This is a genomic window from Pseudomonas sp. BN414 (genome assembly GCF_029871275.1).
Classification (GTDB): Bacteria; Pseudomonadota; Gammaproteobacteria; order Pseudomonadales; family Pseudomonadaceae; genus Metapseudomonas; species Metapseudomonas resinovorans_C.
The window spans coordinates 1-14,507 of the sequence record NZ_SSOL01000068.1 but is presented as its reverse complement, the minus strand read 5'-3'; the positions used below and the strand labels follow the sequence as shown (position 1 = coordinate 14,507).

The window sequence follows — 14,507 nt, the reverse complement described above, 5'->3', positions numbered from 1 at the left end:
TCTAAGAGCGCGCGCCTGCATTGGCCCTTCGCACCACTCCCATGAAAGTCTCCTCTGGCTCCGCATTACTATCTTGCGATAGGTACTGCGTTGGCTGTCCCTTCCTATTCTCCAGATTGCAGCATCTCTCTGTGAGCCGGAACCTCTTATTACGAGTGTTTCTCTCCAGCACCTCCATCAATTGAGTCACAACTAGCCGCCATGACCCAGCCTCGACCTCCAGCACTCGCTCAGCATTTTCCTGATACCCATATGCGGAATTTCAGCTCTCTGGAGTTGACGCGGTTCAGTTTTGATACCCGTTGTAAACAGTTGCAGCCCCCGGCAGATATGCAGGTGGAGCGGGTTAACCTGAACGGTGTAAGTGCGATGTGGGCCATCCCAGAGGACTACGTCGGGTCCAGGACACTCGTATACGTGCATGGTGGAGGGTTTGTGTTGGGATCTGCCGAGGCCTTCGTGGGGCTGGCCGGCAATCTGGCTCTGCAGGCGGGTGCACGGGCGTTGATCCTTGACTATCGTTTGGCACCCGAACACCCATTCCCGTCTGCACGCGAAGACATTCTTGCTGCTTACCATGCGCTTCTTGGCAATGGTATTGCTGCGGAAGAAATAGTGTTCGCAGGAGATTCGTCAGGGGCGAATCTGATTCTTTCGTTGCTGGAAGATGCTAAGTGCCAATGTCTACCGTTGCCCGCAGCGGCACTTCTTATATCGCCTTGGGTCGACCTCAGTTTGCAGCACGAGAGCTTCACGACCAAAGCAGCTAGCGACATTTGCCTTACCCCAGAGTGGCTGGCGAACTGCGCCTCTCTTTACTTGGGAGAGATTTCCGCGGTAGATCCAAGAGTGTCAGTGCTGCAGAACAGCATGATCGGATTGCCCCCCATGATGATACAGGTGGGCTCAAACGAATTGCTTCTCGATGACTCGCTTAGGCTGGCAAGGCACGCAGGTGGGATGGGAGTGCGGGTGAGATTGGACGTGTGGCCGAATATGTTCCATCTCTGGCACAACCATGCGTCAGAGTTGGAGGAGGGTGATGCTGCCTTGCTCCAGGGGGCGGAGTTCCTAGCCGCGAATCTGCCTTAGCCTTCCGGTGGCATTGTACGAGCATCGGGAAAGAGTCAAAGACAGAGGATAAGGACACGGCCAGTATGAAGACCGTGCCCTTTCTCCATCGTGCGGGCTTGCAAGGCGAACTAGAAACTCAATGTGGCAACGTCTGCACCAATTCTACCGCTTGCCGTCATGCCAGGGGCCAAGTGGAAGTCGTACGAGATAGCTGGTACTTCAGGGTGGGGAGCGTTGTTGTCCAGGGTTGGGGTCACGATCAGCGTGGTTGAACTCACTCCGAAGACTGCGTCGTCATCGATGTAGCAATCCCCAGCTATGTAGAGGGCGGTTACGAGCTCTTTGTGCTCGGGGGCGCTGATCAGGTAGTGGATATGAGCTGGTCGGTACCCATGGCGACTTTGGGCATCTAGCATGCGTCTTACCGGCCCGTCGTCAGGTAGCGGGTAGCTTTTCGGCATGACCGTGAAGGCATGGTAACAACCGTTCTCGTCAGTGCTGTAGACGCCCCGCGTATCCATTTCCTGTCCGCGCTGAATGTCATAAACCCCTTCTGAATCGGTCTGCCAGATCTGCACTGTGGCATTTGGGATCGGATTTCCATCTGTATTCAGGATTCGGCCATAGAGCTGAAGCTGGGGGCCATTGCAGCGGCGTGCCATTGATTCACCGGCCTGGTAGTTCGGTGCATTCTCCCGATAGAACGGACCGAGCAGACTGCTTTCGGTGGCTTGGTTTACCCCACTCCCATCCTGAAGCAGATTAACGATAGTGCTCAGACCGAGGGCATCCGAGAGGAGGATGAACTCTTGTCGATCGCTATTACACATTTGACCGGTCGCTGTGAGAAATGCGATTCCAGTCAACCATTCTTCAGGTGTCAGGTTTGCTTCAATGGCAAATGCATGCAAATGTCGAACTGCGCATTCCATCAACGTGCGTAGGCGTGTGGAGGGTGTTGTAGACATCTGTGCAATGACTGAGTTTGTCAGTTGAGATAATCGTTCATCACCGAGAGTGGTAGTCATCTTGTTATGGTCCTCTTGTGATACTGAGCTTGGAGAGCTCTTAATAATAACTTCTCGGATTTATCAAATGTTCGGCAGGTTTCATCTGTGAACTATCAGAATGAATTGTTTGCGCCTTGGCTGACGATGGAAGATTCGAGGCGAGCGGCGTACGAGACCTGCCGAGGAATGAATGCCGGGGGAGACCCCGGCATAAATGGCGTTAATTTCAGACGGTTTGCGCTGAAGGAAGGCCGGTGACGTCGATTCGACGATTGTCCTTCTTGTAGGGGGCAGGCGCGACGCGGGCGCGGATGTGCTTCTGACGGGTGCCGGGATGGCCCCAAACCACTACAACCTCCGTACCTGGGGTCGCGTACTCTTGGTCGATAACACACAACGACAGCATTTCGCGGAAGGTGTAGCTGTAGCATCGCGAGCTTGAAACGCCGATTTCGTGTCCATCCACTAGCACCTTGTCCATCCATGTCAAACCCAGCAGGTTTCGGGGCATTTCCATATAGGTGTATGGCTCTGCGTCCTTGCTCAGAAACGAGGCTGAAACGTCGGATACATCTTCGCCATTCCAGACGAGAGTGACCATTGTCCGACGTGGATTGGCCGCTTCTTCTTCTAGAGCGGCGCGACCGATGAATTCGTGGTCGAACTTCACGTTCTTACCCCAGCCGAGCTCGAACGGCGTGCGGGCATAAGTTGTGAAGTCCCTGCTTTGAGCACTACCGGCGACAGCAAGCCACTCCATGAAGTAAGGCATGCTCTGCAGGATCACACCGAGAAAGTCGCGTTGATCGTCACCGAACATTGCCGGTAAATAGTCCACGGTCGGTGTGGGGAAGCAGGCTTCGACGTGATTCACCATCTTGCTGCGTCCGCCAAGACGGCGGATGCCATATCGCTCTCCCACCTTAAGAATCGTGTTGTAGATTTCGACACCGTTGTGGCTCTCGCCGTGAAGTTCGTATCCGAGTTCACCGGCCATGCCTTGGCGGAGCACGTTGAAGGTCATGCCATTGATACTTGACTGGCGGAATCGCATGAAGCCGATGTCGCGCAAGCTTTCGCCCGTGAGCTCCTCCAGGAGAAGCAAGGAGTTGGGGCCTTGGACCTGGAATGCGAAATAGTCTTCGGTAACGACTTCGGCCTTGGCGTTGTAATTACCCTTTGCAAATTGATACATCGCCCAGGCGACTCCGGGCCCACTGGTGTAAATGAAACTTTCTTCGGAGATGCGCATCAGGACGCCATCTCCCATTATCTTGCCGGATACATTACAAAGAACCGCATGTTTGGCTTGACCAATGTCGAATTTTGCAAAGCTGTTTACGGAAATTGAGGAGAAGAAAGACAGAGCGTCCGGCCCAGTAATTTTCAGTTTCATTAGCGGGGACCAGTCGCCGATGAAGCAAGTTTTCTTCCAAGACTCGCACTCATCGATCCAGTTGGTGTATTCCGTGGGTTCAAGCTCGAAGAAGAAGCGTGTGTAAGAGGTGGTGCGAGGGTCGTCCGGTACTTGCGCTACGTGGTATAGAGGCTGCGGATTTGCTTTGCTCATGGTATTTCCTCAACTTTCTTGTATTGAAGTGTCGAACAAAAGGTTCACGGCTATCATCCAGTTACAAGCTTCTAACATAAAAAACTGAGATTGCCGCCACGGCGCGTAACACTTGCGTTATTGCAGTTAACTTGGACAGATTTGAATCGATGAGCAGCGTGTTCTTACGGTGTTTGGACACTAAGAGACGGTGATGTAAGCCCTAGTCCCTACGCCGCCAATGTCACTATCGGTATTTTCTAGTGAAGCCGATTCGATGCAGGAAAAGCTCCGGATGTGCATAGGCTCAAGATAAGCGCGTGGGAGTGCTTAATCCCCTATCCTCAGATAGGGAGAATTACTTGGAATGTTTGTCTAGCCTGCATAGGCATGATAAGTCGGCCATCCCTGGCTGAAACGCTTATGTACATGCGTTCTAAGTAGCAGTCTCATAAAAGGAAATAAATAAGATGATGAGCTTCGAGAATGAAACTGTCTTGATTACCGGCGCAGCCAGCGGCATGGGGGAGTCTCATGCGCGCGCGTTCCATCGTCTGGGCGCGAATGTTGTCATTGGCGATATCGCAAAGGACAAAGGCCAGGCGCTTGCAGACGAGTTGGGCGAACGTGCGATGTTCGTTACTCTGGATGTAACTGATGAAGAGTCTTGGGATGCTGCCCTGGAGCAGGCTCGCACCTTTGGTCTGGTCTCTGTATTAGTTAATAACGCCGGTATTATTGGCTTTGACCCGCTTGATGGCCGCGAGAAGGACATTTTTCAACGGACGCTCGATATCAACCTTACGGGCGTATATCTTGGAATCTGCTCTGTTATCGCTGGAATGAAGGAACTGGGTCGCGGCAGTATCATCAATATTGGTTCCACTGCCGCCGTCCAGGGATATCCTTTAGCGTCTGCTTATTGCGCCAGCAAGTGGGGCGTGCGTGGTCTGACTAAGGCGGCGGCGTTGGAGCTCGCTCACGACAATATTCGAGTGAATGCGGTGTTCCCTGGGGCAGTTCACACGCCGATGACTGCGCCACATGATCTCAGTGGAATGCTTTCTATTCAGGCTATCCCGCGGGCGGCACAGCCGGAAGAAATCAGCCGTATGGTGTTGTTTATTGCGCACCAGGATTCGGGCTTTATTACTGGCGGTGAGTATTTGGTAGATGGCGGCACTACGCTTGGGCCGTTACCTAAAAACTGGCGTGAGAACCATCAGTAATCGTCTTGTTGCCTAGTGTCTCTTGTACAGGATGCATTCGGTGTCCTGTACAAGCGCTTGTCGCTACCTCTAGCCGCCAAGGTAGAGGTCGGAGGCCGAACTGCCCGCCAATGAAAAAGCGCCGGTGAGCGCTGCCCGCCGGCGCTTTCTCTTGCTCCTTTCCCCCCCAATTCCTTCAGAGCAAGCGAAGCCACCTTTTTGGCCATGCCTTATGCCCCGGGAAGTCAATTCTCTGCCCGGGGCAACACCTGTCCATGCTAAGTCCGTGGCTTCGTCGCGCGCCTCGTGGAGGTCGTATGCGTTACTACGGTCGCGGCTGGCTCACGGAATCGAAGGCCAGCCTCGAAAGCCCGGCGGCAATGTGCAATTGACGCTGGAATGCATGCAAGCTTCAGGGATGTCTGCGGTGTAGCGTTGCGGGGTGGTTTGGGCGGCAGCGACGATCAGCAGGATGGCGATGGTAGCTGCGAGGCCGATGGAAATTATTTTTGTTCTCATGGCTATGCCTCTGGTTGGAGCAGGACAGCCATAGCGTCGCCATTTGCGTGTCAGAATGGTCCTATCTTTCGATAGCAGTACTGGCCATCTCGGAATGGAGGTGACCTAGTGCGCAGCGACAGCAGGCAAGTAGGACCGGCGAGCATCCCTCAACGACTTTTTCGATTGCTCTTCTTCATTCGGCCCCTGCATTCCACCGGTTTCTTCACCAGGCAGTGCCAGATTCCGGTAGGAAGTCATCGTAGATTTCCTTCATCAACTGCCTGAGCCAGCGATTCGCTTCGTCGTGGTGAAAGCGGGGGTGCCAGTACTGACAAATTGGGAATGGCGCGAGATCCACTGGGGGTTTCAGGCGTCGAACCCAGCCGTACTCATCAAAGATACGGCCGATCTCTCCTGGTACGGTCGCAATCAGCTCAGGATCATTCTTGATCAGCATGGGAATGACCAGGTAGTGGGGGGTCAGCAGGAACACGCCACGCTTGATACCGTGTTCGTCCAGCGCTCGATCATAGTGCGTGGTCTTGCCCCCCAGGTTGATCACGATGTGTTTCATGCGGGTGAATTGCTCAAGGCTGATCGAGTCCCCGACCTGTTTGTTTTCTCTACTGACGATCGTGACAAACTTATGGAAGAACAGATTCTGCTGGAAGAGTTCGTCGTTTACGGCAAGCTGCGATCCCATCGCAAGGTCAGCCTCGCCCGACTCTAGCGTCGCAGCTATGTTTTCGGGCCTGACCTGCAGCGTTTGAATGGTGCAGTGTGGTGCTCTGCGCTTTAGCTCCTGGATCATCCTGGGCAGAAACACGAGTTCGCCCATGTCGGTCATGCAGAACTTGAACGTACGGATTGCCGTGCTCGGGTCGAAGCGAGCTTGGGTGAGTAGCGAGTTTCGTACCGTGCTGATGACCTCCAGTATCGAGACTGCTAACTGCTCGGCCTTGGGCGTCGGCCTCATGCCGTCACCGACCTTGATGAACAGCGGATCGTTGAAGAAGTCCCGCAATCGTTTTAGCGCGTGACTGACCGCGCTTTGCGAGAGATCCAGGCTGTCAGCGGCCCGGGTCACGCTGCCCTCACGAATCAGAGCATCGAAGACCGGTAGGAGGTTTAGGTCGAGCTTCTTTTCGTTATGAATGCTGCGCATGGGATTGGGTATTTTTGTGATTGTGGTGCATTAGGGTATTCCAAGAATTTCGTTACTTGAAACACCGTATGGGATTTAGCAGCGCTGAACCCGGTAGGTAGACCACCTAGACAGGAGAAAGCAGCGCGGCATTGCGTGGAGGATTCACAGGTCGCCACCCCGAACGTGTTGCCATATCCATTCCAGAACGATGCATGGACCTGCTAGCTCCGGTGGTCATATTCGAGGTGGCGGGGGCCGAGCTGCAAAATGTCGATAGATCGAATGCGCTCCGTGTTTTTAGCAGCATGAGCTTCGAGCTGTTGGCGACTCAGTTGCCCTAGTGCTGCTGTACAGCAGCATGGGTACCAACTGACACAGCTGCTGGTGGCTATGTAACCCTCGTTTTCCCTCTGCTGGGACGTCTCCACGCTCTACGTGGTGCCTAGGGTGACTACCACCAGGAGAGTAGGGCGGGTAGGCGCTGTACTCGAGCCCTACCCGGCGAGCGTGCTGATCGACATAGGGTGGGGTCTCGAACAGCACGCTCTCGCTCGCACTTTTTAGTGTGGCTGGTGCAGTTGCTACGACGCACTGAGCGCTCCGCGGATGAGTGTGAGAACTGACTGGAGCATTTCAGGGTTATGCACGGCGTTCATGTCGTGCATCTACGGCATGCGTGGATCTCAATCTGTTGAGTTTTTATAGTGACTCAGGCGTCAGTGCGGCTGCGCTGACGCCCACTCCAATAAAAACGAAGCTCGGAGACCGCTGTGTCCAATCCAAAGTTCATTCTGCTGTTGTCGTGCCGCAATACCGCCGGAATCGTGAAGGATGTTTCCAGCTACCTCTTTGACCAGGGATGCAACATCCTCGATGCGCAGCAATTCGATGATCTGGATACTCAGCAGTTCTTCATGCGAGTGGTGTTCGATGCGATAGACAACGGGACGGAGCTGGTACTCGAGATCGAGGACATCAAGTCCGGATTCGCCGATATCGCCCATTTTTACGGTATGGAGTGGTCGCTGCGTCCGCAGGACCAGCGCAAGCGCGTGATGCTGCTCGTGTCCGGCTATGACCATTGCCTGCGCGACCTGCTTTACCGTAGCCGGATCGGCGAGCTGCCAATGGAGATTTCGGCCGTTGTCGCCAACCATCCCCAGGAGCGATACGCCGCAGTCGATCTGCAGGGCATAGCGTTTCACTACCTGCCAGTGACCCGGGAAAACAAGTCCAAGCAGGAAGAGGCGTTGTTTGCCTTGATCGAGTCCACCAAGACTGATCTGGTGGTACTCGCTCGCTACATGCAAATCCTCTCCGATGACCTCTCGCGCAAGCTGGAAGGGCGCTGCATCAACATCCATCACAGCTTCCTGCCGGGATTCAAAGGGGCACGTCCCTATCACCAGGCCCATGAGCGTGGCGTGAAACTGATTGGCGCGACCTCTCACTTCGTCACTTCCGACCTGGACGAAGGCCCGATCATCGAGCAAGACGTCGAGCGCATCTCCCATCGCGACAATGCAGAAGATCTCGTCCGTAAGGGGCGTGATATCGAGCGACGAGTGCTGGCCAGGGCAGTGCGCGCCTATCTGGAGGACCGCGTCATTCCCAATGGGCGCAAGACCATCGTGTTCGAAGGCTGACGCCTAGCCACACATAACAACAATTCGTAGACGTAACCGAGGTAAAGACATGCTTCCCAAGAATTTCAGAAAGACTCCCGAGGGCTATTTCACGTCTCGTTGGGGTCAGCCGGAATACACGGATTGGCTCGACGAGAGCATGTCCTGGAAGGACAACTGCTATATCGGTGACTGGTCGTTCCTTTGGCAGCGTCGTTACCGCGGGCCGGACGTGTTGAAGCTCTTCTCCGATACCTCGATCAACAGCTTCGCCAAGTTCGACATCATGCAGTCCAAGCACGTCACTCACTGCAATAGCGATGGCAAGGTGATCCATGAGGGCATCCTCAGTCGCTGGGGAGAGGATGACTTCATGCTCTTCGGTCGAGGAGGCTTCCTCATGGACTTCCACCTGCGCAAGGGGGATTACAACGTCAGCTCGGAGGTCGTCGAAGGGTTCAAATTCCAGGTCGCTGGGCCCAACGCAGCTGCATTGATCGAGAAGCTGACGGGCGTGGCTCTGGCGGACATCAAGTTTATGCACTCACACGTGGTGAAGATTGCTGGGCATGAGGTCTACGCGCTGCGACAGGGCATGTCCGGGGAGCCTGGTGTAGAGCTGCAAGGGCCTGCGGAACACGCTGCCGAAGTGTATGAGGCCGTGGTGCGGGCCGGCGAAGCGTTCGGGATCCGCAAGCTGGGTGGTCGGGCTGCCTTCATCAACCACCTGGAAGCCTGCTTCCCCACCATCGTGACCGACTACCTTCCTGCGATCTTCAGCGAGGACATGGCTGAGTATCGCGCTGAGTTCGAAGCGGCCCTGCCGGCGTTCGCCTCCACCTTCAACGTCGCCGGCAGCTTCGAAGCTGATGATGTCAGCGCTTGGTACCGCAGCCCCGTGGAGCTGGGCTGGGGGCGCAACATCAAGTTCGATCACGACTTCATCGGCCGCGCGGCATTGGAAAAGGAAGTGGCCAGCCCGCAGCGGGTGATTCGCACCTTGGTGTGGAATCCCGACGATGTGCTCAAGGTGTTCGCGTCCCTGTTCCATAAGGGCGAGCACTATGCCTTCATGGAAATGCCCCGGGATCAACGCGGCTTCATGTACGCCGACAAGGTGCTGGTGAATGGTCGTGAGGTCGGCGTTTCCACCTCGCGCGGCTACAGCTACTTCTTCCGCGAGATGCTCTCGCTGTGCACCCTGGACGTGGCCAACGCGGAAGTCGGAACCGAGGTCACGGTCATTTGGGGTAATCCGGGTGAGCCGCAACTACCTATTCGCGCCACTGTCCAACCCGCACCGTACAAAACCGACAACCGCCGCAGCTGAGTCGCCCTGGGCCCTGGCTTTCAGCACCTGCTCCATCTGTAAGACCCGGAGAAACAATGTCCGCATTCCTGATCGACGGAAAAGCCGCAGCCCGACAATTGCGTGAACGCCTTGCGCAGGACGTGAGCGCATTCGCCAAGCGACACGGCCGCGCGCCCGGCCTGGCAGTCATCCTCGTGGGGACCGATCCCGCCAGCGAAGTGTATGTACGCAACAAGGTGCTGCAGACGGAAGAGGTAGGTATGCACTCGTTCGAGTACCGCTTGCCTGCCGACACCCCGGAGGAGCGTCTGCTTGCTCAGATCGACACCCTAAATCGTGATGACCGCGTTGACGGCATCCTGGTGCAGCTGCCTCTGCCCGCGGGTATCGATGTCACCCGGGTCATCGAGCGCATTGACCCGGCGAAGGATGTCGATGGTTTCACCATCGCTAATGCCGGTCGTCTGGCAACCGGGCTGGATGCCCTGGTGCCATGCACGCCGACAGGAGTGATGTTCCTGTTGAGGAACCTGCATCCCACTCTTGTTGGCATGAACGCGCTGGTGATTGGCGCGTCCAACATCGTTGGCAAGCCCATGGCACGGCTGCTACTGCAGGAACGTTGCACCGTGACGATCGCTCACAGCAAGACCGTGGATCTTGAGGCAAGGTGCCGGCAGGCCGATATTCTGGTCGTGGCAACCGGCGTTCCCCAGATGATTCCTGGCGATTGGGTAAAGCCTGGGGCCACGGTCATTGATGTCGGTATCAGCCGCATCAAGCAGGAGAACGGAACCACCAAGCTGGTGGGCGACGTTCACTTCGAAAGTGCAGTTGAGCGTGCCGGAGCGATCACGCCTGTGCCTGGTGGAGTGGGGCCGATGACGATCGCTTGCTTGCTGGCCAATACGTTGAGTGCAGCACAACGGCGTACGGAAGTGCAGAGCCATCTTTGATGGCACTGCAGCCTGTGGGAGTTGGCGACCTCAAGGGTAAAGTTTGCTTAGCTAAATGACCGGCCGTTCTGGACTGTTAGCTTGCCTTCGCTAGCGGCGAGGACCGGTCAGAAACGGGCACTCTCTGGCTCCGACATCTCGGGCGCTGAGCCTCTACGGAGCTTTGAGCGCGACAATGGTACGACGAGCCGTTTCAATGGCCGCTTTTCGGCTAAAGGCCTCCCGCTGCCAGAGGTTGGCGAGCAATCCTCCGAGTGAGCCGACGCCGGCCAAAACGCCGTTGAAGCTCGCGGCAGTACTATCGATGGCCGAGAGGCGGCGTGCACGCTCTTTGTCCATGGCCACGCGTACTTCGACCGGCAAGACCGGAATCGAACGCCAAGCGTCAGTCTCCGGCGCGCCAGGAGTGTGACCGATAAGTTGGGTGCGGAAGTAGCGGCCGTGGTCGTCGGCTTGGCCGATGATCTCGAATGCCGTGGCGAGCTCGAACAATGAGGCGGGGACCGCGTAGCAGAGAATATCGTGGCGTTCGACTTCGCCATTGCGGATGCGAGGGACCCAAACCAGGATCAGAAACGCTTCATCCTCCCGCTGATTCTTGGCTGATAATCCCTCACTTGGAATCGCCTGCCCGATGGCTTCGGCCAAGGGCACGCAGAGATTGCTTTCCCAGGCTATCAGACGTTCTTGAAGCTGCCCCAGATCGGTTGGGAACGCTACAACTTCAGATGAACCGACCCCTTCCACCATCAAGGGGAGCACACGCAGGCCCTTCAGGCCCTGCTGAGCTAGCTCATCGGCAGTTGCGGGCTGAGCCCGAAGCGTAATCGGTGCAGAGGGAGGGGAGGGCACCCTCTGAAGGCCCAAGTAGTTGTTGTCCCCCTTTGCGAACTCCAGATGGTTAGCCGGTAGGATCAGCTGGTACGGGCTCATATAGAAAAGCTGTTCGAGGGGCTGGTCGTCGCGGTGCAGGTTCTGTGTTGCAGATTGCCTGAGCCACCAGAACATACGATCCAGGAAGCGTTCCGGAGTCCAAGCACGCTCGACACTGCTCCAGGCCACGTTGTACAAGCACAGGATGCGCGGCGAGTCGGTAGGCGTAGGGTGCTGATGCGAAAGCGCGGGGAAGTCCTTGCGCAATGTGCGGACGGTCACGGGTACGCGAAGGTCAGGGTTGACTGCGATTGCCAGTCGCTCAGTACGACGAATTACGGTGCGACAAAGGCGGCACAAGCATCGGCGAGATGTTCGGCGCGAGCGTTTCACTGCCCTGGCTATTTTCAGCGTCACCTTCAGTCCTCATGTGCAGCTTCGACCTTATCTCGTTGACACCCCTCCCCTTGAAATTCCTAGTGATCGCCACTATTACGCCATCACTGGTCCATTGAAGGGTGCTGCACTGCCTTTAACTGGGCCATTCAAAACCAGGGTTCGAGGGCAATGGAATGACAGCGGGTATCGAAATCGATTTTTTACCGGTGGGGAATGGGGAGCACAGCGGTGACGCCATCGCGATTCGTTGGAGGGAAGGTGATGGCTTCCGAGTAATGGTCTACGACGGAGGCACCCAAGAATATGGTGTGGCGTTGGTCGACCATATCCAAAAGCATTTCGGGACACACCATGTGGACTACTTGGTCAATTCTCATCCGGACAACGACCATGCCGGGGGCCTGACGCATCTCGTGGAGACACTTTCGGTGGGGGAGGTGTGGATGCATCGCCCATGGCAGTACAGCAGCGAGATTCGGCATTACTTCCATGACGGACGTATTACTGACAATAGCCTGGCGGAGCGCCTACAGCGCAAAATGAGCGCTGCCTATCGCCTGGAACAGGCTGCTGTTGAGCGGGGCATTCCGGTTCGGGAGCCCTTCGCGGGTAGCCGGATAGGCATCTTCCAGGTGCTGTCGCCGACGCGAGATCGATATGTCCATGAGCTTATTCCTGCGTTCGAAAAGTCTCCTGAGTTGAAAGTAGAAAGCGTGGTGGAGGCTTTCAAGGATTTCGGGCGCAAAGCTGTTCAGTTCGTTGCCAGTGCTTGGGATTTGGAGTATCTGCCAGAAGCGGTGACCACCAGCGCTGAAAATGAAAGTAGTGTGGTTGTGTTTGGCAGTTACGATGGTCGCGGCTATCTGCTGACCGGTGATGCTGGCGTGGAATCGCTCAAGGCCTCAGCCGATTTCGCGATCGGTCAGGGTATTCATCTCCCGTCTGCCGTCGACTTTGTGCAAATTCCCCACCATGGCGGGCGCCACAACGTGTCCACGGAAGCACTGAATTTGGTCGTGGGTGAGCCGTCGCCAGACGACTCCGTCGTACCCCGGCGAGTAGCCTTTGCGTCCGCTTCGGCGAAGGCGCCAACTCATCCCAAGCGCGTGGTGACTAACGCCTTCATTCGGCGTGGCTTCAGGGTTGCACAAACCAAAGGCCAATCTATCCGGCATCAACGAAACATGCCAAAGCGAGATGGGTATGGAGCTCTGGAATATGTTCCCTTCCACCATGAGGTCGAGAAATGAACAGCCTGCAGCTAATGGGTAGTGGGCTGGCTAAGGCTACGCTCCTGCTTGACCCTTATGAGCGCCAGGCACGTCTCTATCCCGCCTTGCTGTGCCTCCTGCCATTCGCGGTCATGGCCATCGCGCTGTACGGTAATCAGATGCTCCAACTGAAGGGCTTGTGGTGGTTGGCGGGCGCCGTGGGTGGGTTGTATCTCCTATCGGACATTGCTCGCAGCCTGGGCAAGGGCAAGGAGAAGGGCCTCTGGTTGCGGTGGGGGGGCGTGCCCAGTGTCCAGGTTCTCCGTCACCACGACGACGTCTTGGATTCGGTGTCCAAACGACGCTATCACGATTTCTTGGCGAGGAAGCTAAAGGTGGTGTTCCCGTCAAGGGAGATCGAGGGCGCGGATCCAGGGGCTGCAGACGCAGTCTATGCGGCAGCAGGCAACTGGCTTCGGGAGGCGACGAGAGATAAGAAGAAGTTCGACTTACTGTTTCGAGCCAACGTGACTTACGGCTATCGTCGAAATGGCTTTGGTGTGCGTTGGCTAGGACTGCTGATGTGCCTGGGGGTTGTCGCTTGGGTGATGCTGCGACTAGGGCTCAGCTCCTGGGCGCAGCGGCTAGATGCTGTCGCACATCCAGAGGCACTACTTGGGGCGGGGGAGGCTGTCTCCATTGGGGTGGCCTTGGTCATGGCTGTTGTCTGGATTTTCTACTTCTCTGAGGCCCGGGTGCGCGAAGCAGCTTTCTCGTATGCGCAGCGCCTTGTGTTGGCATGTGAGGTTTTCCTTCCACATGCTCCTACACGGACGGCCAAGAGTGGGGCGACAGCGCTCCAAGAATGATCACGATTTCTGGAGGTTTGCGGCGCTAGTAAACCGGTTTGGCTGCTTTAGGTCGGATGTCACCGACCTAAAGCAGCAAGGCTTCACTGAAGCCAAGATTTCACTGCCGCTGCGCCATACTCGGCTTTCCAAGCGTTCAGCACCTTGTTGTTACCGCCCTTCGTCTCGACCACTTCATTGGTGTGCGGATTCTTGTAGACCTTGACGGTGCGCTCGCGCCTTTGAGTTTTCCGAGCCGGCAGCGGAGTGCTCGCGCGACCTGGATCAAGGATGTTGATTACTGCCTTTAGCCCAAGGCCATATTCATCGAGAAGCGCTCTGAGTTTGGTTTCAAACTCAATTTCGCGCTTGAGTTCTGCGTCGTTCTTGAGGCTGTTCAGCGCGGCAAGTTGTTCCGCGAGCTGTGCTTCCAGGCGTTTAAATTCGGCCAGTTTGCTCATTGCATTCTCCTTAGCGTGATGCAAATAGACACCGCAGTTGACCGATTTCGCGTGAAATTACTCTGGCGCTGGGCATTGCCCTTGGTCAATTTGCAAGGAACGCGTTGTTCGAGGCCATCAGTCCAAATTCTCAGCTATGTACCTGACTAGCTTGAGAGGTTCGGTGCTGTCGATGATGGAGAACATCACGTCCCGTTTGCTGCGGGGAAGACGTTGAGCGCAGCGTTTCGCCGTAGCTTTGATTGCTTTATCCGAACAGTGAATCTGAGCGGCGAGCAAGAGGGCAATGGTGGCGTCCAATAAAGTCAAACTGCGATGCCTTGTGTCAGTTAG

At 56.0% G+C, this 14,507-nt stretch carries 13 protein-coding genes; 7 read left to right on the top strand and 6 right to left on the bottom strand.

Annotated elements, in window-relative coordinates; genetic code table 11:
- Positions 1-201 precede the first annotated feature (201 nt).
- Complete coding sequence (locus tag E8E95_RS16340; RefSeq protein WP_280351891.1) at positions 202-1,092, top strand: alpha/beta hydrolase; 891 nt, start codon at positions 202-204, stop codon at positions 1,090-1,092.
- A gap of 110 nt (positions 1,093-1,202) precedes the next feature.
- Here E8E95_RS16340 and E8E95_RS16335 read toward each other — a convergent pair whose 3' ends face one another.
- Together E8E95_RS16335 and E8E95_RS16330 are read right to left on the bottom strand one after the other, a co-directional pair.
- Positions 1,203-2,102 carry a dioxygenase gene (locus tag E8E95_RS16335; protein ID WP_179060062.1) on the bottom strand — a complete coding sequence of 300 codons (900 nt, stop codon included), beginning with the start codon at positions 2,100-2,102 and terminating at the stop codon, positions 1,203-1,205.
- A 208-nt stretch (positions 2,103-2,310) separates the two neighbouring features.
- Complete coding sequence (locus E8E95_RS16330) at positions 2,311-3,654, bottom strand: aminomethyl transferase family protein (RefSeq protein WP_280282252.1); 1,344 nt, start codon at positions 3,652-3,654, stop codon at positions 2,311-2,313.
- Positions 3,655-4,103: 449 nt separating this feature from the next.
- On the opposite strand from E8E95_RS16330, the gene E8E95_RS16325 reads away from it, so the two are divergent.
- Positions 4,104-4,862, top strand: coding sequence for an SDR family NAD(P)-dependent oxidoreductase (locus E8E95_RS16325; RefSeq protein ID WP_179060060.1), 759 nt, complete (start codon positions 4,104-4,106; stop codon positions 4,860-4,862).
- A 703-nt stretch (positions 4,863-5,565) separates the two neighbouring features.
- On the opposite strand, the gene E8E95_RS16320 is transcribed toward E8E95_RS16325, so the two are convergent.
- Positions 5,566-6,507, bottom strand: a complete 942-nt coding sequence (locus E8E95_RS16320) for a LysR family transcriptional regulator (protein ID WP_179060059.1) — start codon at positions 6,505-6,507, stop codon at positions 5,566-5,568.
- Positions 6,508-7,259: 752 nt separating this feature from the next.
- Between E8E95_RS16320 and purU the strand changes: the two genes are divergently transcribed.
- Genes purU through folD form a run of 3 tightly spaced genes read left to right on the top strand, consistent with a single transcriptional unit; the run spans position 7,260 to position 10,382 of the window.
- Positions 7,260-8,135 (top strand): formyltetrahydrofolate deformylase, encoded by an 876-nt coding sequence (gene purU, locus E8E95_RS16315; protein WP_179060058.1) that lies wholly within the window; start codon positions 7,260-7,262, stop codon positions 8,133-8,135.
- A gap of 49 nt (positions 8,136-8,184) precedes the next feature.
- A complete protein-coding gene (locus E8E95_RS16310) occupies positions 8,185-9,444 on the top strand; it encodes an aminomethyl transferase family protein (RefSeq protein ID WP_280351888.1) in 1,260 nt (419 codons plus the stop codon).
- 56 nt (positions 9,445-9,500) lie between these two features.
- Positions 9,501-10,382, top strand: a complete 882-nt coding sequence (gene folD, locus E8E95_RS16305; protein WP_280351886.1) for a bifunctional methylenetetrahydrofolate dehydrogenase/methenyltetrahydrofolate cyclohydrolase FolD — start codon at positions 9,501-9,503, stop codon at positions 10,380-10,382.
- A gap of 153 nt (positions 10,383-10,535) precedes the next feature.
- Here folD and E8E95_RS16300 read toward each other — a convergent pair whose 3' ends face one another.
- Positions 10,536-11,648: a hypothetical protein gene (locus E8E95_RS16300; protein ID WP_280351909.1), complete on the bottom strand. Its 1,113-nt coding sequence runs from the start codon at positions 11,646-11,648 to the stop codon at positions 10,536-10,538.
- A gap of 179 nt (positions 11,649-11,827) precedes the next feature.
- On the opposite strand from E8E95_RS16300, the gene E8E95_RS16295 reads away from it, so the two are divergent.
- On the top strand, positions 11,828-12,904 hold the full coding sequence (locus E8E95_RS16295; RefSeq protein ID WP_179060096.1) for an MBL fold metallo-hydrolase: 1,077 nt from the start codon (positions 11,828-11,830) through the stop codon (positions 12,902-12,904).
- Positions 12,901-13,734: a hypothetical protein gene (locus E8E95_RS16290; RefSeq protein ID WP_280351883.1), complete on the top strand. Its 834-nt coding sequence runs from the start codon at positions 12,901-12,903 to the stop codon at positions 13,732-13,734. The genes E8E95_RS16295 and E8E95_RS16290 overlap by 4 nt, the downstream gene beginning before the upstream one ends.
- An 83-nt stretch (positions 13,735-13,817) precedes the next feature.
- Here E8E95_RS16290 and E8E95_RS16285 read toward each other — a convergent pair whose 3' ends face one another.
- Both E8E95_RS16285 and E8E95_RS16280 read right to left on the bottom strand, forming a co-directional pair.
- On the bottom strand, positions 13,818-14,174 hold the full coding sequence (locus tag E8E95_RS16285) for a histone-like nucleoid-structuring protein, MvaT/MvaU family (protein WP_179060094.1): 357 nt from the start codon (positions 14,172-14,174) through the stop codon (positions 13,818-13,820).
- A 117-nt stretch (positions 14,175-14,291) separates the two neighbouring features.
- On the bottom strand, positions 14,292-14,507 hold a 216-nt coding region (locus tag E8E95_RS16280), incomplete at its 5' end, for a hypothetical protein (RefSeq protein WP_348532581.1).